This is a genomic window from Collinsella sp. AF28-5AC, assembly GCF_003457875.1.
Classification (GTDB): Bacteria; Actinomycetota; Coriobacteriia; order Coriobacteriales; family Coriobacteriaceae; genus Collinsella.
In genome coordinates this window covers 185,998-207,409 of the sequence record NZ_QRTA01000003.1, presented here as the reverse complement: position 1 = coordinate 207,409, position 21,412 = coordinate 185,998, and the positions used below count along the sequence as shown (strand labels likewise).

At 63.4% G+C, this 21,412-nt stretch carries 15 protein-coding genes; 13 read left to right on the top strand and 2 right to left on the bottom strand.

Going from position 1 to position 21,412, the window contains the following annotated elements; genetic code table 11:
* Window positions 1-172 precede the first annotated feature (172 nt).
* The gene (locus tag DWZ01_RS04105) at window positions 173-1,756 is read right to left on the bottom strand and encodes a carboxypeptidase M32 (RefSeq protein ID WP_117770494.1); all 1,584 of its coding nucleotides are present in this window, start codon (window positions 1,754-1,756) and stop codon (window positions 173-175) included.
* Between the two features lie 505 nt (window positions 1,757-2,261).
* Here DWZ01_RS04105 and pheS point away from each other — a divergent pair.
* The 6 genes from pheS to DWZ01_RS04075 all read left to right on the top strand — a co-directional run bounded on the left by pheS (window position 2,262) and on the right by DWZ01_RS04075 (window position 9,746).
* Window positions 2,262-3,338, top strand: coding sequence for a phenylalanine--tRNA ligase subunit alpha (gene pheS / locus DWZ01_RS04100; protein ID WP_117770495.1), 1,077 nt, complete (start codon window positions 2,262-2,264; stop codon window positions 3,336-3,338).
* A 63-nt stretch (window positions 3,339-3,401) separates the two neighbouring features.
* Window positions 3,402-5,855, top strand: coding sequence for a phenylalanine--tRNA ligase subunit beta (gene pheT / locus DWZ01_RS04095; RefSeq protein ID WP_117770496.1), 2,454 nt, complete (start codon window positions 3,402-3,404; stop codon window positions 5,853-5,855).
* Between the two features lie 245 nt (window positions 5,856-6,100).
* Window positions 6,101-7,186 carry a cobalt transporter CbiM gene (cbiM, locus tag DWZ01_RS04090; protein WP_117848156.1) on the top strand — a complete coding sequence of 362 codons (1,086 nt, stop codon included), beginning with the start codon at window positions 6,101-6,103 and terminating at the stop codon, window positions 7,184-7,186.
* Window positions 7,164-8,000, top strand: coding sequence for an energy-coupling factor transporter transmembrane protein EcfT (locus DWZ01_RS04085; protein WP_117848155.1), 837 nt, complete (start codon window positions 7,164-7,166; stop codon window positions 7,998-8,000). The genes cbiM and DWZ01_RS04085 overlap by 23 nt, the downstream gene beginning before the upstream one ends.
* Window positions 8,001-8,046: 46 nt before the next feature.
* Window positions 8,047-8,817 (top strand): energy-coupling factor ABC transporter ATP-binding protein, encoded by a 771-nt coding sequence (locus tag DWZ01_RS04080; RefSeq protein WP_233504668.1) that lies wholly within the window; start codon window positions 8,047-8,049, stop codon window positions 8,815-8,817.
* An 80-nt stretch (window positions 8,818-8,897) separates the two neighbouring features.
* Window positions 8,898-9,746 carry a hypothetical protein gene (locus DWZ01_RS04075; protein WP_117770500.1) on the top strand — a complete coding sequence of 283 codons (849 nt, stop codon included), beginning with the start codon at window positions 8,898-8,900 and terminating at the stop codon, window positions 9,744-9,746.
* A 203-nt stretch (window positions 9,747-9,949) separates the two neighbouring features.
* Here the strand turns inward: DWZ01_RS04075 and pyk are convergent, their stop codons facing one another.
* Window positions 9,950-11,410 carry a pyruvate kinase gene (gene pyk, locus DWZ01_RS04070; protein WP_117770501.1) on the bottom strand — a complete coding sequence of 487 codons (1,461 nt, stop codon included), beginning with the start codon at window positions 11,408-11,410 and terminating at the stop codon, window positions 9,950-9,952.
* 437 nt (window positions 11,411-11,847) lie between these two features.
* Between pyk and DWZ01_RS04065 the strand changes: the two genes are divergently transcribed.
* The 7 genes from DWZ01_RS04065 (at window position 11,848) to DWZ01_RS04035 (ending at window position 21,404) form a co-directional block, all read left to right on the top strand.
* A complete protein-coding gene (locus tag DWZ01_RS04065) occupies window positions 11,848-14,529 on the top strand; it encodes a cation-translocating P-type ATPase (protein WP_117770502.1) in 2,682 nt (893 codons plus the stop codon).
* Window positions 14,530-15,033: 504 nt separating this feature from the next.
* Window positions 15,034-15,987, top strand: a complete 954-nt coding sequence (gene rsgA, locus DWZ01_RS04060) for a ribosome small subunit-dependent GTPase A (protein WP_199411404.1) — start codon at window positions 15,034-15,036, stop codon at window positions 15,985-15,987.
* Window positions 15,988-16,239: 252 nt separating this feature from the next.
* Complete coding sequence (cpaB, locus tag DWZ01_RS04055; RefSeq protein ID WP_233504669.1) at window positions 16,240-16,899, top strand: Flp pilus assembly protein CpaB; 660 nt, start codon at window positions 16,240-16,242, stop codon at window positions 16,897-16,899.
* Window positions 16,899-18,542: a P-loop NTPase gene (locus DWZ01_RS04050; protein ID WP_117770504.1), complete on the top strand. Its 1,644-nt coding sequence runs from the start codon at window positions 16,899-16,901 to the stop codon at window positions 18,540-18,542. Before cpaB ends, DWZ01_RS04050 begins: the two co-directional genes overlap by 1 nt.
* Window positions 18,539-19,867, top strand: coding sequence for a CpaF family protein (locus DWZ01_RS04045; RefSeq protein ID WP_117770505.1), 1,329 nt, complete (start codon window positions 18,539-18,541; stop codon window positions 19,865-19,867). The genes DWZ01_RS04050 and DWZ01_RS04045 overlap by 4 nt, the downstream gene beginning before the upstream one ends.
* Window positions 19,840-20,766: a type II secretion system F family protein gene (locus DWZ01_RS04040; RefSeq protein WP_117770506.1), complete on the top strand. Its 927-nt coding sequence runs from the start codon at window positions 19,840-19,842 to the stop codon at window positions 20,764-20,766. The genes DWZ01_RS04045 and DWZ01_RS04040 overlap by 28 nt, the downstream gene beginning before the upstream one ends.
* Window positions 20,763-21,404 carry a type II secretion system F family protein gene (locus DWZ01_RS04035; protein ID WP_117770507.1) on the top strand — a complete coding sequence of 214 codons (642 nt, stop codon included), beginning with the start codon at window positions 20,763-20,765 and terminating at the stop codon, window positions 21,402-21,404. The genes DWZ01_RS04040 and DWZ01_RS04035 overlap by 4 nt, the downstream gene beginning before the upstream one ends.
* Window positions 21,405-21,412 lie beyond the last annotated feature (8 nt).

Sequence of the window (21,412 nt, the reverse complement as noted above, 5' to 3'; positions counted from 1 at the left end):
GAGCGGGGGCTCCTGTCGTTTCCGTGCCCCTGGATTGGGTCATAGTGTCTGACGTTGCCAAGACATTAGCGTCAACGAACTAGTCATTAGGTACCTAGTTATTGGGTGAAAAAAGGGGACGCTGCGGATTGGTTCCGCGGCGTCCCCTTTGCGTTGGCGTGTCGGTTATGCCTTACAGTTCGTAGAGCGTGGTGAACTTGTCCTGCAGGTGGCTGCAGTAGTAGCGGGCATCGAACGCCATGCCGCACGCGCCCTTGATGAGCTCCGGCGCGTCCTTGGCGCGGCCCCACTGCCAAATGTGCTCGCCCAGCCAGGCGCGGACAGGTGTCAGGTCGCCGCTCGCGCAGGCGCCGGTAAGGTCGACACCGTCGCGGCACATGGCCGGCACAAACATGGCATCGTAGGCACTGCCCAGCGCATACGTGGGGAAGTAGCCAAACGAGCCGCCGCTCCAGTGCGTATCCTGTAGGCAGCCGTGCGTGTCGTCGGGAACGGGAATGCCCAGGTACTCATCCATAAAGCGATTCCAAAGCGCGGGGATGTCCTTGGCCGTGGCCTCGCCGGTAAACAGCATGCGCTCGATCTCGTAGCGCACCATAACGTGCAGCGGATAGGTGAGCTCGTCGGCCTCGGTGCGGATCAGCGAAGGCTGCGCGATGTTCACGGCGTGGTAGAGCGTGTCCTCGTCGACGTCGCCGTAGACCTCGGGTGCGTGGCGGCGCAGCACCTCGAGCAGCGGTCCCATAAAGGCACGGCTGCGGCCCACGGTGTTCTCAAAGAAGCGGCTCTGGCTCTCGTGGATGCCCATGGAGGTGCCGCCCTCCAGGCAGGTGCGCGCATAGGCGGGATTGACGCCCAGCTCGTACATGGTGTGCCCCGCCTCGTGGATGATGCTGTAGACGTTGGAGATGCAATCGTCCTCGTAGATGTGTGTCGCGATGCGCGCGTCACCCACGGCAAAGCCCTCGCTAAACGGGTGCTCGGTAAAGGCAAGCGTGGTGTCGTCCAGGTTCAGGCCGACGAGCTTCATCAGGTCGAAGCTCATGGCGCGCTGGGCGGCCTCGGGCACGCGGGCGTGCAAAAAGTCGGCAGCGGGCTGCTGGCCGCGCTCGCCGATGGCGTGCACGAGCGGCACGACCGTGGCCTTGACCTCCTCGCAAAACGCGTCGAAGCTCTCGGCAGAAAGGCCGCGCTCGTACTGGTCGAGCCAAACGTCGTATGGGTCGCGCTTGGGGTCCATGAGTTCGGCCTGATGCTTAAGTTGGGCGACGATTCTATCCACATAGGGCTCAAAGCTCGCCCAGTCGTTGGCCGTCTTGGCCTTATGCCACACGGCGTCGGCCTCGCAGGTGAGCCTGGTCCAGGCCTCGGCCTCCTCGGTAGGAATAACGCTTGCCTCGCGCTGGTCGCGGCCGAGCACGCGAATCTCGTCGAGCAGCTGCGGGTCGTCTACGTGTCCGCCTGCAACCGTCTCGCGCGCTAACGAGCGTACGAGCTCAACGGACTTCTCGCTGGTCAGCAGCTTGTGATGCTCGCCGGCAAGCGTGCCCATGGCGTCGGCACGGGCGGCAGCGCCGTTGGCAGGAGCAATCGTCGCCCCATCGAACTCGGCAATCTTGAGCAGGTACTCGCGAGTCCACAGCTTGCCCTCGAGTTTGCGGAACTTTTTGACGGCCTTGTCGACTTTAGCGGCCTTGACGCCCTTGGCGGCCTTTGCCACGGCGGCCTTGGCCTTCTTATCGAGTTTCTTTCCCATACCGTATCCTTAATCTCGCAGGCCGAGCGCCGCAGGCGGGTGCGCGGCCAGTTTGCACAGCTACCTGCCTTGTACCCAGCGCGAACAAAACGGAACGCGGCGATGCACTCGCGAAATGTGTTATCCTATAGCCCAATGCGTTGACGGAGAGGGTTTTGCCCGCCGCGTCGCCGGCAAGAGAGGGAAGGTCATGGGCTGCAAGCCTTCCTGCGGTGGCAAGGGCCAAGCGTTCACTCCCGAGCAGCGACCTCAACGGGCACGCGGCCAGTGGCAGCAAAGTCCCAGTAGGGAAGCCGTGAGCCTCGCGACAAGAGGCACAGAGTGGGCGCGGCGGGCCAGACATCCGCCGGGTCAAACAAGGTGGTACCGCGGAATTCAACCGTCCTTGGGCAATGTACATGCCCGAGGGCGGTTTTTTTTGTTACCGAACCGGGCCGCGCATCCGCAACATCGGGCGGCGTCAGCCGTCCCGGAGCGCGGATGCGCGAGAGACGAAAGGGAAGACATGAGTCTGATTGATGATCTGGTCAAACTCGAGGAAGAGGCCAAGGAGCTCGTCACTAGCGCTGACGACGCCGCCAAGCTCGAGGCCGCGCGCGTTGAGCTGCTCGGTCGCAAGGGCCGTATCACCGGCCTGATGCGCATGATGGGCAAGCTCGCCCCCGAGGATCGTCCCATGATGGGCAAACGCGCCAACGAGATGCGCCAGCTGATCGAGGGCATGCTCGACGAGCGCACCACCGAGATGAAGGCTGCCGCCCTCAAGCACGCGCTCGAGCACGAGGCCGTCGACATCACGCTGCCGGGCATCCGTCCGCAGATCGGTCACCAGCACCTGATCAAGCAGATCATCGAGGAGGCCGAGGACATCTTCTGCGGCATCGGCTACACCGTCGAGTCCGGCCCCATGGTCGATACCTCCTACTACAACTTCACCGCGCTCAACGCGCCCATGGATCACCCGAGCCGATCGGCCCGCGACACGTTCTATGTGGTCGACAACAATCCCGGCAGCGTCGCGCATCCCGAGGCTCACGCTCACGGCGAGTCCGACGTGCTGCTGCGCACCCAGACCTCGGGCGTGCAGATCCACACCATGGAGTCGCAGAAGCCGCCCATCTACATGATCTGCCCGGGCACCGTCTATCGTCCCGACACGGCCGACGCCTGTCACCTGCCGCAGTTCAACCAGATCGAAGGCCTGGTCGTCGACGAGGGCATCACCTTTGGCGACCTGAAGGGCACGCTCGACTACTTTGTTAAGTGCATGTTTGGCGAGGACCGCAAGACGCGCTACCGTCCGCACTTCTTCCCCTTCACCGAGCCTAGCTGCGAGGTGGACGTGAGCTGCCACGTCTGCGGCGGCAAGGGCTGCAACTTCTGCAAGCACAGCGGCTGGATCGAGATCCTGGGCTGCGGCATGGTCGACCCCAACGTCCTGATCAACTGCGGCATCGACCCCGAGAAGTACACCGGCTTCGCCTTTGGTATTGGCGCCGAGCGCGTCGCGGCACTGCGCTACGACCTGCCCGACCTGCGCACGTTGATGACTGGTGACATGAGGTTCTTGAACCAGTTCTAGAACGCTTTCTTCTTAGTTGCAGTTTCCGGCTCAAAGCCGCATTTATGAAAGGAGACCAGTTAGATGCGCGTTTCTTACGACTGGCTCAAGACCATGATCGATATTCCGGAGGATCCCAAGACCCTTTCGGACGAATATATCCGTACCGGCACCGAGGTCGAGGCGATCGACACCGTGGGCGAGTCCTTCGACCACGTGGTGACTGCCAAGGTGCTCACCAAGACCCCGCACCCCGATAGCGACCACATGTATGTGTGCTCGGTCGACGTGGGCGACAAGAATCTCGACGCCGACGGCAACCCCGCCCCGCTGCAGATCGTTTGCGGCGCGCAGAACTTTGAGGCTGGCGACCACATCGTCACGGCAATGATCGGCGCTGTGCTTCCCGGTGACGTCAAGATCAAGAAGAGCAAGCTTCGCGGCGTCGTGTCCATGGGCATGAACTGCTCTGCGCGCGAGCTCGGCCTGGGTGGCGATCACTCCGGCATCATGATCCTGCCCGAGGATACGCCTTGTGGCATGCCGTTTGCCGAGTACGTGGGCTCGAGCGACACCGTGCTCGACTGTGAGATCACGCCCAACCGTCCCGACTGCCTGTCCATGATCGGCATGGCCCGCGAGACCGGCGCCATCTTCGATCGCGATTTCCACGTTGAGCTGCCCGCCATCAAGGTCGAGACCGGCCGCGCGACCGACGACGAGCTTTCGGTCGAGATTGCCGACGAGGGCCTGTGCGACCGCTACGTCGCCCGCATCGTGCGCAACGTGAAGGTCGGCCCCTCGCCCGACTGGATGGTCAAGCGCCTCAACGCCCTGGGCGTGCGCCCACACAACAACATCGTTGACATCACCAACTACGTGATGATGCTCACCGGTCAGCCGCTGCACGCCTTTGACCTGGACACCTTTGCCGAGCGCGATGGCCATCGCCGCGTGGTGGTTCGCGCCGCCCAGCAGGATGAGAAGTTCACGACCCTCGACGGCGAGGAGCGCACGCTCGACGCCGGCATGGGCCTCATCACCGACGGCGAGCGTCCCGTGGCGCTGGCCGGCGTTATGGGCGGCATGGATTCTGAGATCGAGGACGACACCGTCGACGTGATGGTCGAGAGCGCCTGCTTCAACGCCGGTCGCACCTCGCACACCAGCCGCGACCTGTCGCTGATCTCCGATGCCTCCATTCGCTTTGAGCGTCAGGTCGATGAGACCGGTTGCATGGATGTCGCCAACGTTACCTGCGCGCTGATTGAGGAGATCGCCGGCGGCGAGGTCGCTCCCGGCTACGTTGATGTGTTCCCCGCGCCCAAGACCATCGATAGCATCAAGCTGCGCTTGGCCCGCGTGCACGCCATCTGCGGCGCCGACATCGAGCCCGACTTTATCGAGCGCTCGCTCACCCGCCTGGGCTGCACCGTCGAGCGCGACGGCGAGGACTTTATGGTCACGCCGCCGAGCTTCCGTCCCGACCTGCCGCGCGAGATCGATCTGATCGAGGAGGTCTTGCGCCTGTGGGGCATGGGCCGCGTGACGGCGACCATTCCGGCTGCCAAGAACCACATCGGCGGTCTGACGCGCGAGCAGAAGCTTACCCGCAAGGTCGGCGAGATCCTGCGCGCCTGTGGCCTCAACGAGACCACGACCTTTGGCTTTGCCGCCCCGGGCGACCTGGAGAAGATCGGCATGTCCACCGAAGGCCGCGGCTGCCCCGTGGTGCTCATGAACCCGCTGGTGGCCGAGCAGACCGAGATGCGTCGTTCGCTGCTGCCGGGCCTGCTACAGTCCGTTGCCTATAACGAGGCCCACGGCACGCCCAACGTGCACCTGTACGAGGTCGGCAGTCTGTTCCACGGTCGCGAGAATGCCAGCCTGCCCAAGGAGACCAAGTCCGTCGCGGGCGTGCTCTCGGGTCAGTGGAGCGAGCAGTCTTGGAACATGAAGTACCGCAAGCTGCGTTTCTTCTTTGGCAAGGGCATCGTCGAGGAGCTGCTTGCCCAGCTGCGCATTGAGAAGGTTCGCTTCCGTCCCGTCGAGGGCGAGAGCTATGCCTTCCTGCAGCCGGGTCGTGCTGCCGAGGTGCTCTCGGGCGGTACCGTGCTGGGCTGGGTTGGCGAGATCCACCCCGAGGCGCGCGAGGCTATGGGCATTGACGAGGTCGTCGTCGCCTTTGAGCTCGACTTGGATAAGCTGATCAAGGGCGCCCGCAACCAGGAGAACTACCGTGAGTTCTCGCAGTACCCGGCCGTTGAGCACGACCTTGCTATCGTGGTCGACAACACTGTGACCTGCGAGGATCTTGAGCGTCGTATTACGAGTGCCGGCGGCAAGCTGCTCGAGGGCGTGCGCCTGTTCGATGTCTACCGCGATCCGGTCCGCATCGGCAAGGGCAAGAAATCCATGGCCTTTGCGCTTACGTATCGCTCCGACGACCACACGCTCACCAGCGAAGAGGTCGAAAAGGCGCACCAGAAGATCGTCACCAAGGTGTGCAAGGGCGTAAACGGCGAGGTCCGCGGCTAGGTCCTGCGCCGGATATAGGCCAGCGTCGGCTGCCGCCGAGTCTTACGTGACTGCTGTTTTCGGTATAAGGCACCGTTGAGCCTTCATATATGACACGCGCATTACATAACGGCGTGCTGCTTTGTCGGCAGTGCGCCGTTTTGCTATGATAGCCCGCGGCGTGTTACGAATCTGACATTACGTAACACTGGAAAGGTGATTCAAGCGGCGTTGCAATTCCGTGCGCCGATAACCGGGAGGCGTACATGCACATTCCAGATAATTATCTGTCCCCGCAGACCGATGCCGTCATGGCAGTGGCGATGGTGCCCGTTTGGATCCACTGCATCAAGAAAGTGCGCGCCACGCTCGATCGCGAGCACATGGCTTTCCTGGGCATCTGCGCCGCGTTCTCCTTCCTGCTTATGATGTTCAATGTGCCGCTGCCCGGCGGCACCACAGGTCACGCCGTCGGCGGCGCGCTCATTGCACTGCTGCTAGGCCCCGAGGCCGCGGCTATCGCTGTCTCGGTTGCGCTGGCGCTGCAGGCGCTGCTGTTTGGCGACGGCGGCGTTCTGTCGTTTGGCGCTAACTGCTTTAACATGGCCTTTGTGCTGCCGTTTGTCGCTGCTATCGTGTTCCGTGCGCTCAACAGCCGCCTGCACGACAAGAGCTGGGGCACCTCGGTTTCTGCCGTCGTGAGCGGTTGGGTCGGCCTGTGCCTGGCGGCCCTGTGCGCGGCAATCGAGTTTGGTATTCAGCCGATGCTCTTTACCAACGCTTCGGGCGCGCCGCTGTACTGTCCTTTCCCGCTGTCCGTGGCTATTCCGGCCATGTTGATCCCGCATATGCTGGTTGCCGGCGTGATCGAGGGCGTGGCGACGGCCGCCATCTACGGTTTCATTAAGAAGACGGCGCCGAGCGTTATCGTCGGGCCCGAGGCCGTCGATGGCCAGCTTACTGCCGAGGGTGCTGCTGCCAAGAAGACCTCGCTGGTCCCCACGCTCATCTTGGTTGCCGTGCTTGTCGTGGCTACGCCGCTCGGCTTGCTTGCCACAGGTGACGCATGGGGCGAGTGGGACGCCGAGGGCGCCGCGACCGCCGTTCAGGAGGCTGGCGACGACAGCCTGCAGGCTTCGGTCGGCCTCGATATCCCGACCTTTGCCGACGCACTGCCCACGGGCGATTATCTGCAGGCCTATTCCGAGGAGCAGGGTCTTGGCTTTGCCGGCCAGGCTGCCATGTATATCCTCTCGGGCGTAATTGGCGTGGCGGTGCTCACCATCGCATTTCGTTTGATATCGCTGACGGTTAAGGAAAACGGGGCTCATGGCGACGGTCGAGCTGCCTAGCTGGCTTGCGGACGAGCAGCGTTACGAGCCCACGGGCGCTCGGCATCGCGTAATGCAACAGAATGTCCTGCACCTGGCGAGCCTGCTTGAGCGGGTTCGCCTGGGTGGAGGCGCGCACGGGGGCGGGTCGATGGTCGACCGCGCCCTTTCTTGCGTTTCGGCTCCGGTGCGCCTGGTGGGGATGTTCGTTTGCGTCCTGTGCGTGTGTCTGACACAGAGCCCGCTGTACCTCATGTTGATGGCGGCCATTGCGCTGGTGCTCGTTGCCGTGCGCCCCGTACGCGGGCTGCGGGCGACCTTTGTGCCGGCGCTTGGCGCCGCGGGGCTCGCAGTGGTTTTGGCGCTGCCTGCCCTGCTGCTGGGCGCTTCCGCTACGGGCGCCATGCTCAAAATTGCGCTCAAGACCTTCATTAATGTGTCGCTGGTGCTGGGCGTTTCGTGGACCCTCACGTGGAGCCGCATGTCGGCGGCGCTCAAGATGCTTCATCTGCCCGACGAAGTTATCTTTACGTTTGATATGGCGCTCAAGCACGTCGAGGTGCTGGGTCGCACGGCGCACAATTTGTGCGAATCGGTCATGCTGCGCAGCGTTGGCCGTGCGCCTGAGGGATTTTCGCGTACCGATTCGATCGCGGGTATCATGGGCATGACCTTTATCAAGGCGATGGAATGCAGCCGCGCGATGGACGAGGCCATGCTGTGCCGCGGTTTTGCGGGTGCGTATCCGGCGCCCGCGCGCGCCGGGTTTGGCTGGCGCGATGCGGTCTATGCGGCCGGCGTGGCGCTGCTGGCGGTGTTGTGCGCCGTGCTGTAGGCGCTGCTGGTTCCGGCTGGGGATGCAAATAGGGAAGGGCGACGTTTTGACGATCGATATGAATAGTGCGGCGGGCACGAACGGTGCGGGCGGCGCCGAGGTCGCGCCGCTCATCGAGCTGCGCGACGTGGTGTTCTCCTATGCGGGGCATACGGTTGTCGATGGCGTGTCGCTGCAGGTCGATCGTGGTGAACTCGTTGCCCTGCTCGGTCCCAACGGCTGCGGTAAGACGACGATTATGCGCCTTATTAACGGCCTTGAGCTCGCGGACGCAGGGGCATACCTGTTCGACGGGCACGTGGTCGATGCGGCGTTTCTAAAGGATTCCGCGGCCGCTCAGCGTTTTCATCAGCGCGTGGGCTTTGTGTTCCAGAATGCCGACGCCCAGCTGTTCTGCGCTACGGTGGGCGAGGAAGTTGCTTTTGGTCCCGCGCAGATGGGACTGCCGGCAGACGAGCTCGAGCGCCGTGTGCGCGATGCCATGGGGCTGTTCCAGGTTGCCGACCTTGCCGACGCCTCTCCCTATCAGCTCTCGGGCGGGCAAAAGAAGCGCGTTGCGCTGGCTGCGGTGGTGTCGATGAACCCGGATATCTTGGTCCTCGACGAGCCTACCAATGGGCTCGACGAGGATTCATGCGACATCGTGGTCAACTTCTTGCTGGCCTACGTCGCGGCGGGTAAGACGGTCTTGATGAGCACACATCACCAGGATTTGGTGCGACGCCTGGGTGCCCGTGCAATCTATATCGATCGATATCACCATGTGGTCGAGGCGCCTTCGCCGTCGTATGGAACCGAAAGCGGTGCTACGGACTAGTTGCTGCGTAGAGCGTGCGTAGCCGCCCGCGCGGCTTTGCCGTGATGGTATAGTTATCCAGGTTTTTTATGGGGGTGGCTATGCCAAGCTGGAACATTCATATCGCTCAGACGGAGCGTTTGCTGGAGCGCACCGGTGCGCTTGCCAAGAGCGTGCGCGACCGCAATGCCTTTTTGTTTGGCTGCGTGGTTCCGGATATTTTCGTGGGCTATATGGTCCCTGGCATCGCCGATCCCATCCCGTACCGCATTACGCACTTTGCCAAGCCCGAGCCTATCCCTAAGCCGCGTGAGCACGAGTTCTGGGATACCTATGTGGCACCGTTGCTTAAAAGTTCACCCACCGGTGCGCCAGCCGCGGCGACCTCGATTATCGAGGAGCGCGAGCGACTGAATCGCGTGCACTATCCCCAACGCTACAAGGATGCCGAGCCGGTTGCCGGTCCCGGTGCTAGCGAGCTTTCGCTCGCGCCCGATGACGTGGCGCAGTCGCTGCTCGATCTGACGCTGGGCGTTTGGTCTCACCTCGTGGCCGATACCGTGTGGAATACGCGCGTGAATCAGTACCTGGAGGCGCACGGCGGCAAGCCGTGCGAGGAATTCCGCATTAAAAAGCAAGGCGACTTTGACTGGTTTGGTAAGACGCTCGGGATCGTTTCGATTCCGCGCGCGACCGATCGCCTGTATACTGCGGCGACGCGTTTTGGTCAGTATCCCATCCATAAGGAGTATGTGCTCAAGACCATTGGCGTTATGCACGAGATTGTACGCGAAAACCCCGGCGAGCCCGACCATCCGCCATACCGCCTGCTGACCGAGGAATTCTTCGACGCAACGTTTACCGAGGTCATCGAGCTGACCGAGGCGGGCTTTGCGGCTCGCGTTGCCGCTTCTGGCGTCCCCGCAGTCCCTCTGATCGCTAGCTGCTAGCCGGCCGGCTTGACGGCGAACAGTTCACCCCAATTGACCAACAACTCCCGTCGCAGGGCGTCTTCGGTGGTGCGCTCGGCATCGGAGAGGCTTGCGATTGAACGCAAATCGATGAAGCGGCATATGAAGAAGGTCTTAAAAAAGGGCCCGGAAGGCAATGCCTTCCGTGCCCTTTGCAATGCAAATCTGCTTGCAAGTGCGTTTTAGCGCACCTGAGCGACGTAAGCGACGTTGGTCGAGGAGACCTTGTCCTCGAGCTGGACGCTCATGCGGGGATCGCCGGCGGTGGCGACGGTCAGGTCGCCGGCCTCGACGTAGCCGAGCTCCTTAGCGGTCTCGATCGCCTTGACAATCGTGCCGTTGACGGTGCCCTGGGTAATCTCTGCCTGGTGCGGGATAACGCCCCAGTACATGATCATCTGCTGGACGGCCCACTCGTGGCGGGAGAACGCGCAGATCGGCATGTTGGGACGGAAGTGCGAGATCAGGCGAGCGGTACGACCGGTGGTCGTCGGCACGGTGATGCACTTGGCGCCAACGGTGGTAGCCATGTTCACAGCGGACATACCCACAACGTTGTTGACGACGCGGGTGCCGTGAGCATCGGCCGGAACCTCGAGCGGAGCGTGAGCCGGGAGGTACTTCTCAGTCTCGAGAGCGATGCTGGCCTGCATCTTGACGGCCTCGACCGGGTACTTACCGGCAGCGGACTCGCCGGACAGCATAACGGCGTCGGTGCCGTCGTAGATGGCGTTAGCAACGTCGGCAACCTCGGCGCGCGTCGGGCGCGGGTTTTGCTGCATGGAGTCGAGCATCTGCGTAGCGGTGATAACGGGCTTGTAGGCCGCGTTGCACTTGGCGATGATCTCCTTCTGGATGTGCGGAACGAGCTCGGGCTTGATCTCGATGCCCAGGTCGCCACGGGCGACCATGATGCCGTCGGAAGCCTCGAGGATCTCGTCGAAGTTTTCGACGCCCAGGGCGCACTCGATCTTCGGGAAGATCGTCACGTGCTCGCCACCGTTCTCGCGGCAAAGCTTGCGGATGCCGCGGACGGACTCGCCGTCACGGATGAAGGAAGCGGCGATGTAGTCGATGTTCTCGGTCAGGCCAAAGAGGATGTCCTGACGATCGCGCTCGGTGATGGCGGGCAGAGAGATGTTGACGTTGGGCATGTTGACGCCCTTGCGCTCGCCAATCAGGCCGTCGTTCTTAACGACGCAGGTCATGTCCTGGCCGTCGACGGACTCGACCTCGAGGGCAACCAGGCCGTCATCGATCAGGATGAGGGAGCCCTTCTCGACCTCGGAGGGCAGAGCCAGGTAGTCGAGGGAGATGTGCTCAGCGGTGCCGTGGAAATCCTCGGACGTGGGCTGAGCGGTGACGACGATCTTGTCGCCGGTCTTGACGGCAACCTTCTTGCCGTCGACCAAAAGGCCGGTGCGGACCTCGGGGCCCTTGGTGTCGAGCAGGATGCCGACGGGCATGCCGAGCTCCTTGGAAATACGGCGGACGCGCTCGATGCGACCGTGGTGCTCGTCGTAGGAGCCGTGCGAGAAGTTAAAACGGGCGACGTTCATGCCCGCCTTGATCATCTCGCGGATGGTCTCGTCGCTATCGCAGGCGGGACCCATGGTGCATACAATCTTGGTGCGCTTGTACATTCAGACCTCCATCTGACATCGTCTTGCGCTGATAGATAAACCATAAGAAATAAAACTGAGATGATTATAACGAAATGCCGACCGAATACCCCAAAAAATCGACCGTATGCCGAATTAGAAGTTCATTTTTTGCGGAAAAACGGTATATGCAAAACTTTACCAACCGTTCTAACCGCTGCTATCTGGGCGATATTTTAGTTCGATGATGCGCCGAAGAAAAAACGTTTTATCAATCTTGAGCATCACACTGTCTGCACCGTTGCGCCTGTGCCGTGTTTCCAGATGGAATGTTTTGGCTAGACGCGTCGCTTTGGGGTACCATAGCTCCACTATCAACTGCCGCTCAGCACGGCAGCCTTGATGAGCCCTTGCCCTCCTGGGAATTATGATCGGGCATCAATCTGCTGAGTGGCCCGAATCCCAGGAGGGGACTCTATATGCAAAAGGAATACCTGTCCGCCGCGGCGGAGGTGCTCAGCGACCAAGGCGTCGATGAGAATCTCGGCCTGAGCAACGGCGAGGCGTCGTCGCGCCTCGCCAAGACAGGCCCTAACAAGCTCGAGGAAGCCGAGAAGACGCCGCTGTGGAAGCGTTTCTTTGAGCAGATGGCCGACCCTATGGTCATCATGCTGATCGTTGCCGCCGTCATCAGCGCACTCACGGGCATGGTCAAGGGCGAGGCGGACTTTGCCGATGTCGCCATCATCATGTTCGTCGTTATCGTCAACTCGGTGCTGGGCGTGGTCCAGGAAGCCAAGAGCGAGGAGGCCCTCGAGGCCCTGCAGGAGATGAGCGCGGCGCAGTCCAAGGTGCTGCGCGACGGCAAGCTCGTGCATCTGCCGAGCGCCGAGCTCGTGCCCGGCGACGTCCTCATGCTCGAGGCGGGCGACTCCGTCCCGGCCGACTGCCGCGTCCTCGAGAGCGCCACGATGAAGATCGAAGAGGCCGCACTGACCGGCGAGTCCGTGCCGGTCGAGAAGCACGCCAACGTGATTGAGCTTGCCGCGGGCACCGACGACGTGCCGCTCGGCGACCGCAAGAACATGTGCTACATGGGCTCCACCGTGGTGTACGGCCGCGGTCGCGCCGTCGTGGTCGGTACCGGCATGAACACCGAGATGGGCAAGATCGCTGGCGCCCTGGCCGAGGCCAAGGAAGAGCTCACGCCGCTGCAGGTGAAGCTCGCCGAGCTCAGCCGTATTCTTACCATTATGGTTATCGTCATCTGCGTCGTGATCTTTGGCGTCGACATCATCCGTCACGGCGTGGGTAACGTCCTTACCGACCCGACTGCCCTGCTCGACACCTTTATGGTCGCCGTCTCGCTCGCCGTCGCCGCCATCCCCGAGGGCCTGGTCGCCGTCGTGACCATCGTCCTTTCGCTCGGCGTGACCAAGATGGCCAAGCGCCAGGCGATCATCCGCAAGCTTTCTGCTGTCGAGACGCTCGGCTGCACGCAGACCATCTGCTCGGACAAGACCGGCACGCTTACCCAGAACAAGATGACCGTCGTCAAGCACGAGCTCGCTGCGCCCAAGGAGAAGTTCCTGGCCGGCATGGCGCTGTGCTCCGATGCCCAGTGGGACGAGGAGCTGGGCGAGGCCGTGGGCGAGCCGACCGAGTGCGCACTCGTCAACGATGCCGGCAAGGCTGGTCTTACTGGCCTGACTGCCGAGCACCCGCGCGTGGGCGAGGCCCCGTTCGACTCGGGCCGCAAGATGATGTCCGTGGTCGTCGAGACCCTGGACGGCGAGTACGAGCAGTACACCAAGGGCGCGCCAGACGTGGTGATCGGCCTGTGCACCCATATCTACGAGGGCGAAAAGGTCGTCCCGCTGACCGAGGAGCGTCGCGCCGAGCTCGTGGCAGCCAACAAGGCCATGGCAGACGAGGCCCTGCGCGTGCTGGCGCTGGCGAGCCGCACCTACACCGAGGTTCCCGCCGACTGCAGCCCCGCTGCGCTTGAGCATGACCTGGTCTTCTGTGGCCTGTCCGGCATGATTGACCCGGTCCGTCCCGAGGTGGCCGACGCTATCCGCGAGGCGCACGACGCCGGCATCCGCACCGTCATGATCACGGGCGACCACATCGACACCGCCGTGGCCATCGCCAAGCAGCTGGGCATCGTCACCGATCGCAGCCATGCCATCACCGGTGCCGACCTCGATCGCATGAGCGACGAGGAACTCGACGCGCACATCGAGGACTACGGCGTGTACGCCCGCGTCCAGCCCGAGCATAAGACCCGCATCGTCGAGGCTTGGAAGTCGCGCGACCAGATCGTGGCCATGACGGGCGACGGCGTCAACGACGCCCCGTCCATCAAGCGCGCCGACATCGGCGTTGGCATGGGCATCACCGGCACCGACGTCACCAAGAACGTCGCCGACATGGTGCTTGCCGATGACAACTTCGCCACCATCATCGGTGCCTGCGAAGAGGGCCGTCGCATCTACGACAACATCCGCAAGGTCATCCAGTTCCTGCTTTCGGCCAACCTTGCCGAGGTATTCTCGGTGTTTATCGCCACGCTCATCGGCTTTACCATCTTCCAGCCGGTGCAGCTGCTGTGGGTGAACCTGGTCACCGACTGCTTCCCCGCGCTCGCGCTGGGCATGGAGGATGCCGAGGGTGACATCATGAAGCGCAAGCCGCGCAACGCCAAGGACGGTGTCTTTGCCGGACATATGGGTCTGGACTGCGTGGTCCAGGGCTTAATCATCACCGTGCTGGTGCTGGCGAGCTTCTTTGTGGGCGTGTACTTTGACATGGGCTACATCCACATCGCCGATATGATCGCCGGCAATGCCGACGAGGAAGGCGTGATGATGGCGTTCATCACGCTCAACATGGTCGAGATTTTCCACTGCTTCAATATGCGCAGCCGTCGTGCGTCGCTGTTCACCATGAAGAAGCAGAACAAGTGGCTGTGGGCTTCCGCCGCGCTGGCACTGGTGCTGACGGTGATCGTGACCGTGCAGCCGACGCTTGCCGAGATGTTCTTTGGCCCTGTGACGCTTGAGCTCAAGGGCGTTCTTGCCGCGCTGGGCCTGGCCTTCCTGATCATCCCGCTGATGGAAATCTACAAGGCGATCATGCGCGCGGTCGAGAAGGAGTAACGTTCTCGTCCGGGCCCGCCCCACGCCCTTTCTCCCTCACTGGTCCTCGCGCTTCGCGCTGCGGGATCGTTCGGGAGAAAGGGCTTCCGGGGCGGGCCCTGCGGTATCCTTGCTGGCTTTTCTCCCGCGCGGATGATAAAGGGCTGAGGGAAAGTTTGTGAGCCGATCGAGCGTTTGCTCGACCGGCTCTTTTTGATTTAGGGCTTTGCCCGGCCAGCTCTTTTTGATTTAAAATACCTGCTCAGTTGTGATTTATGGTGCTGGGAGGCGCTTGTGGGCAAGGCGAAGGCTAAGGCGAAGAAAAGGACGACGGGGGCGCGGGCTAAGCGCGATCGTCGTCGGAAGCTTGCGACCGAGGCCCCCGCATCTGCCGAGGAGCTGCTGGCAAGCGTGCCGGGGCTTGACGCGCTGCAGGACGTTCCGGCGTTTGATGACCTGCCGGTCGATGAAACCCAGCAGACTGCCTTTGATGATTTCTGCGCACATGCTGAGGAGCCCGAGCAGATGCAGCTTGGCGCCGTGGTGCGCTTAGATCGCGGGTTTCCGCTGGTGGCGACTGCCGACGATACCTTCCGCGCCGAGCATGCCGTGGGGTTTGCCAAGTCGCGCGGCGAGGACGAGGTCCTGCTGCCTGCCGTGGGCGACCGTGTGGCGGTGCGCCGCGCTCCCGGGCACGATATGGGCGTGATTGAGTGCGTGCTGCCGCGCCGTACGAGCTTTGAGCGTTGGCGCGGCCGTGCCCGCGGAGAGCGCCAGGTGCTCTGCTCCAACGTGGATAGCGTGCTAATCGTGCAGGCGCTCGGTGCCGGCGAGGTGCTGCTCGACCGCGTGGCGCGCTCGCTGGTGTTGGCGCTCGACTGCGATGCCGAGCCGGTGGTGGTGCTCACCAAAGCTGACCGCTGCGATGCCGAGGAGCTCGAGCGCGATCTGGACCGCGTGCGCCGCCTGGTGGGCCCGGACGTGCGCGTGATCGTGACGTCCTCTGCCGAGGGCCGCGGCCTGGACGAGGTCCGTGCCTGCGTGCCCGCCGGGAGCTGCGCCATGATTCTGGGCGAGTCGGGTGCCGGCAAGTCGACGCTGCTCAATGCACTGCTGGGCCACGATACGTTGGCGACTGGCGGTGTGCGCGAACGCGACGACCAGGGCCGTCACACTACCGTCGCGCGTGTGATGGTGGCGCTGCCGGGCGACGCCGGCGTGATCGCCGATGCCCCGGGCCTGCGCAGCCTACCGCTCGTGGGTCACGAGCGGGGTCTGGCGCGCGCCTTCCCCGAGATTGTCGAGGCATCGCGCGCGTGCCGGTTTGGCGATTGCACGCATACCCATGAGCCGGGTTGTGCCGTTCGCGAGGCCGAGGACGCCGGGCAGATCGACAGTCTGCGTTTGGAAACGTTCCAAAACCTGGCGTCATCCATGCGCGTGAGCGCTCAAATACTCGATCCCGATGTTCATCTGTAATTGATTTTTCCTATGACAGCCGTCTCCCAACTGTTCGGGAGACGGCTTTTTTGCTGCGGAAAAGCCTCGAAACATGCAGTTTGCCGACGTGCTGACCAAAACCTTGCCACGAGCTTGACGGGCTGGTCAGCTTTTGGTCAGCAATTGGTTTGACACGTAAAACCAAGATTGCGATTGCGCCGCTTTGCGCCCTGGTCGCCCAGACAATGGTGGTACGGGCATTTACCCGGCACCGCCATGAGAGGAGCGGCCGTGAACAAGAGCAAGCGCATCGCCATCAGTCTGGCCGCGGGCGTGCTTGCCGCGGCGCTCTGCATGGTCTACAGCTCGTCGATTCGCTCGCAAGCCGAGCAGGCCCAGGCCGAGACGCTGGCCAAGTACGGCGGCGATCGCGTCGAGGTGTGCGTCGCGGCACGCGATATCGATGCGGGCGAGACGCTCGACGAGACCAATGTCATAACCCAGGAATGGCTGGCGAGTCTGTTGCCGCGCGATGCGGCGACCGAGTTGCGCCAGGTGCGCGGCGACGTGACGACCTCACGCATCCCTAAAAATGCCGTGATTTGCGATGCCTACACCAAGGCCGAAAGCCACAAGCTCGAGGTGCCCAAAGGCAAGGTCGCCGTTTCGGTGGCGGTCGATGCCGAGCACTCGGTCGGCGGCGCCACGGGCGTGGGCAGCTATGTGGACGTGTACGTGCAAAAAGATGGCGTGACCGATCGGCTGTGCGGCGCGCGCGTGATCGATACCAGCGAAGTGGCCGGCGCCACGCGCGAAGGCAAGATCGAATGGGTGACGCTGGCGGCCGACCCCGAAGACGTTAAGGAATTGCTGGGGGCCTCGGGCAAGGGGACGGTCAGTTTGACGATTCCCGCCACGGTGCGCGGCAAAAAGAGCGGAGGCGACGAGTGATGAAGGCGATCTGGCTTGCATGCTGCGCGTGTGGTGATTACGGATTGCTGCAGCGGGAAGTCGAGGGTCGCGATGCGGGCGCGCAGGTGCTTCGCGTGGGCGACCTGGATGGGCTGGTGTCCATGGCGCGGGCGTTTCCGTCGCGTCGCGGGGCGGCGATTATCGCGGCAGCCCTGTTCGATGCCGAAGACGTGCGAAAGACTGTTGCACGCCTGACGGCCGAGGGCCGTGTGAGCCGCGTGGTCGTACTGATAGAGACGCTCGATCCTTCGGATATCGAGGGGCTGTTTCGCGCGGGGGCGACCGAGGTTATCGCTGCGCGCAGCATATGCGGCAACGGGCGCGCGGGCGAGGGAACGGTTGATTACGACCGGTGTCTGACGATTGAGCCCGATGCTTTTGTTGATAGGGAACCCGGGGCGCCTCGCGCTACAAGAGGCCCGCGTGTTGATGATTGTGGAAAAGCGGAAGCCGAGCATGGTCGGTGCCCCCGGGATCCCCTTGCATACGATGATGCCGGAGAGCCGGTGCCGTATGGCGAGGAGCTTCTGGCTGTAGATATGGGATACGTGCATGGCGTGAGCCTGGTCGATGAGCTCGACGAGGTTGAGGGGCTTGCTGGGAACGACAATATTCGTGCCGATGCGGCCGTGAAGTCTCCAGACTCGGCCCCGCGGGCCGAGCAACCTGCCATGCCGGCTTGGGCGCAGCATATGAGCGCTGCCGGGGAGACGGGAACGTTGCCGCCCGTGTCGGCGCCGCCTGCCCCCACGCCGCCGGCGGATGCCGCCGCCCCGTCGCATCGAGCCCCGGTTGTCTGCGCCGTCTCGGGTTCGGGCGGTTGCGGCAAGTCGACGATCGTCGCCACCATGGCGCACGCGGCGTCGCTGCTGGGCCTGCGTGCCGCCGTGCTCGACTTGGACCTGATGTTTGGAAACCTCTACGACCTGTTGGGTGCCGATACCCCGCACGACATGGCGACGCTTATCGAGTCATCGGCTGCGGGCGCACTTGCCGAGTCGGACATCGTGGCCGCCTCGATGCGCGTGGCCCCGGGCGTTACGCTTTGGGGTCCGGTCGCCGCGCCCGAACAGGCCGAGCTCATGGCACGTCCGGTGGAGCTGCTGCTAGACGTCTTGCGCCGTGAATCCGACGTGGTTCTTGTCGACACCTCGGTCTTTTGGGGCGACGCCGTGGCGGCCGCAGTGGCGGCAAGCGACCGCTGCCTGGTCGTGGGCGATCCATCGGTGTCGTCTGCGACGTCCGCGGCACGCGTCATCGAGCTGGCGAGCCGTGTGGGCGTGCCACGTACGCGCATGAGCGCCGTGTTCAACCGGTTTGGCGCGCGCGGCGCCGACGAGGATGCCGCCATGCGCTTTGAGATTACCTGTGCGTTAAGCTCCAAGATCCGCATCGCCGACGGCGGGCAGGACTTGGCGGCGCTCATGGCATTCGGCCGTGCTGACGAAGCGGTGGGCCAGACCAGCGCTTTTGCCACCAGCGTGCGCGAAGCCACGCGCGAGATGCTCGTGGAGCTGGGCTGCGCCATCGGTCCCTGGAGTGACATGGTCACCGACCGCGCGACGCGCACCGAGCGCCCGCGCATCCGTCTTCCCTGGTCGCGCGAGGGTGATTCGCGATGAGCTTGCAAACAAGGATTAAGGCGGCCGGCGCGGCCGCGGCGACAGTGCCTGTTGACGCAGGGCGCCACCGTGCCGTCAAGCGCCGCACCAAGCGCGCCGTGATGGACCGCATGGGCTATGACGAGGTGGCGCGTATCAGCGCATACATCGATCCGGCGCGCGCCCGCTCGGAATTGCGTCCTGCGGTGGAGGCGGCGCTCAACGTGGAGGAGCCGGGCGACCTGGCGACGCCCGAGCGCGAGACCATCATCGATGAGATCCTGGACGACGTGGTGGGCCTGGGCCCGCTGCAGCCGCTCATCGAGGACGACACCGTCACCGAGATCATGGTCAACGGCTGCCGATCGGCTTTCTTTGAGCGCGGTGGCGTCTTATATCCCATCGAGCATGCGTTTGAGGATGACGAGCAAATCCGCGTGCTCATCGACCGCATCATCTCGCCGCTGGGCAGGCGCATCGACGAGCGCAGCCCCATTGTCAACGCTCGCCTCAAGACGGGCTATCGCGTCAACGCGGTGATTCCGCCTGTGGCGATCGATGGGCCAATTCTCACCATCCGCAAGTTTTCAGACCGCATCTGTTCGTTGGACGAGCTTGTGGGCCTGGGGTCGCTACCGCTTTGGTATGCACAGCTGCTGTCGTGCGCGGTATCGCTGCGTCAGGATCTGGCGGTTGCAGGTGGCACGGGGTCGGGCAAGACCACGCTGCTCAACGCGCTATCGTGCGAAATATCCACCGGCGAGCGCATCGTGACGATCGAGGACTCCGCCGAGCTCAAGTTTGCGCATCACCCGCATGTGGTTCGCCTGGAGGCACGCGAGGCTTCAATTGAGGGCGAGGGCGCGGTGACAATCCGCGACCTGGTGACCAACGCCCTGCGCATGCGTCCCGACCGCATCGTGGTGGGTGAGGTGCGCGGTGCGGAATGTTGCGACATGCTGCAGGCCATGAACACCGGGCACGATGGGTCGCTCACCACGCTTCATGCGGGCACCGAGCAGGAGACCGTGGTGCGTTTGACGCTGCTTGCGCGCTATGGCATCGACCTGCCGAGCGAGCTTATCGAGGAGCAGATTGCCATGGCGCTCGACGGCATCGTGATGTCCGAGCGCCATGCGGACGGCAGGCGTTTCGTGTCCTCCTATTCGGGGGTGCGACGCGGCGCATCAGGCGGCGTGGAGCTTGAGCGCTACGTGACGTTCGATGCCGCCACGCGCGCCTGGACGCTCGATCGCGAGCCTCCGTTTATCGCAGAGGGCCTGCGCTCGGGAACGCTCACGCAAGAGGAGGTGGACGAGTGGAGATCGTTGTGCCCCTCGTCGTAGGGGGTTTGACGGGGCTTTCTGCCGCGGTGGCGTGCGGGGCGGAGCCTCGTGCGCCGCGCGTGCCGCCGGCGGAGCTGGCCCGTCATACGCTTGAGTCGGTGGCCGAGAAACTGCCGCGCGAGCTGGTAGAAAACGACCTGCTAAAAAAGACTGCCCGCTCCTGGGCGCTGCTGATTCCAGCACATCGCCTTGGCCTTGTCATCGAAGATGATGAGGCGTGCCTGGCATGCTTGCTGCTGTCGAGTGGCGTCTGCGGCATTGTCCTGACTGTCGTATCGCTGTCGCCTATCGGCTTTGTTCTGGGGCTGCTCGCGCCGTTTGGCGTAGGCGCCGCTCGCGACACTTTCGACCGTCGCCGCGAGCAACACGATGTGGAAGAAGCCATGCCCGAGGCCTTTACGGCGCTCTCCATGTCGCTCGCCTCGGGTCATTCACTGGCCCAGGGCATGAGGTTTGTGGGGGCCCACGCGCAAGAGCCGGTGCATACCGAGTTTTTGCGCGTGGCGGCGGCGATCGACTGCGGCGTCTCGGCGACTGATGCGTTGGATGACCTACTCGACCGTATCGATGCCCCCGGCCTTTCGCTTGTCACTTTGGCGCTCAAGGTGTCGCAGCGAACCGGTGCCCCGCTCGCCGACCTGTTATCCGAGGCGTCGAGCATGGTGGGGGAGCGCATTGAGCTCAAGCGCCGCTTGGACGTCAAGACATCGCAGGCTCGTATGTCGGCACACATGGTCTCGGCGATGCCGGCGGGTATGTGCGCGGTGCTGGTGCTGCTTTCGGCCGATTTTCGCCGCGGCCTTGTAACGCCGGCGGGTGCCGGTGCCGTGGTGCTGGGACTTGCTCTCAACGCCGTCGCCCTGGTGGTCATCCGACGCATTATGCGGGTGGAGCTATGAGCGCCCTGGTCGGGGTCGCGGCGTGCCTGTGCGCGTTCAGCGTGTTTATCGTGACGGGTTTGGAGCGTGCGGACGCACACAAGATCGTCCAGGCCTGCAAACGCGAAGCGCTGCTGGTTGTTACGGCTGCTCGATCGGTGACCGATGCCCTGGCAGCACGGTTGAAAGGCATGCTCGGCACGGGTGGTACGGCGCAGGTGTCGCTTGGCGAGGTGTCCGAGATGATCGACGTGGTGCGTCTGGGGCTTTCGGCCGGCCTTTCGTTCGATGCGGCGCTTGAGGTTTTTTGCGCCAATCGCCGATCGACGTTGGCGCTCCGCCTTGAGCGAGCCTGCATGGCATGGCGGGTGGGCGTAGGGACGCGAGAGGATGAGCTTCTGGCAGCCGCGCGCGACCTGGATGTGCGGGCGCTCGAGACCTTTGCCATTACAGCGGGGCAGGCGCTTGCCCTCGGTGCCCCGCTTGCCGAGACGCTGGCGGCTCAAAGTCGCGAGATTCGCGCGGCCCATCGCGCTGCAGTCGAGCGCGAGATTGAGCGCGCGCCGGTCAAGCTGCTGATTCCCACCGGCACGCTCATCTTGCCGGCGTTGCTTCTGTCCATATTGGGCCCGCTGCTGGGAGCAGGCGGGATGATGTAGGGAGGAAT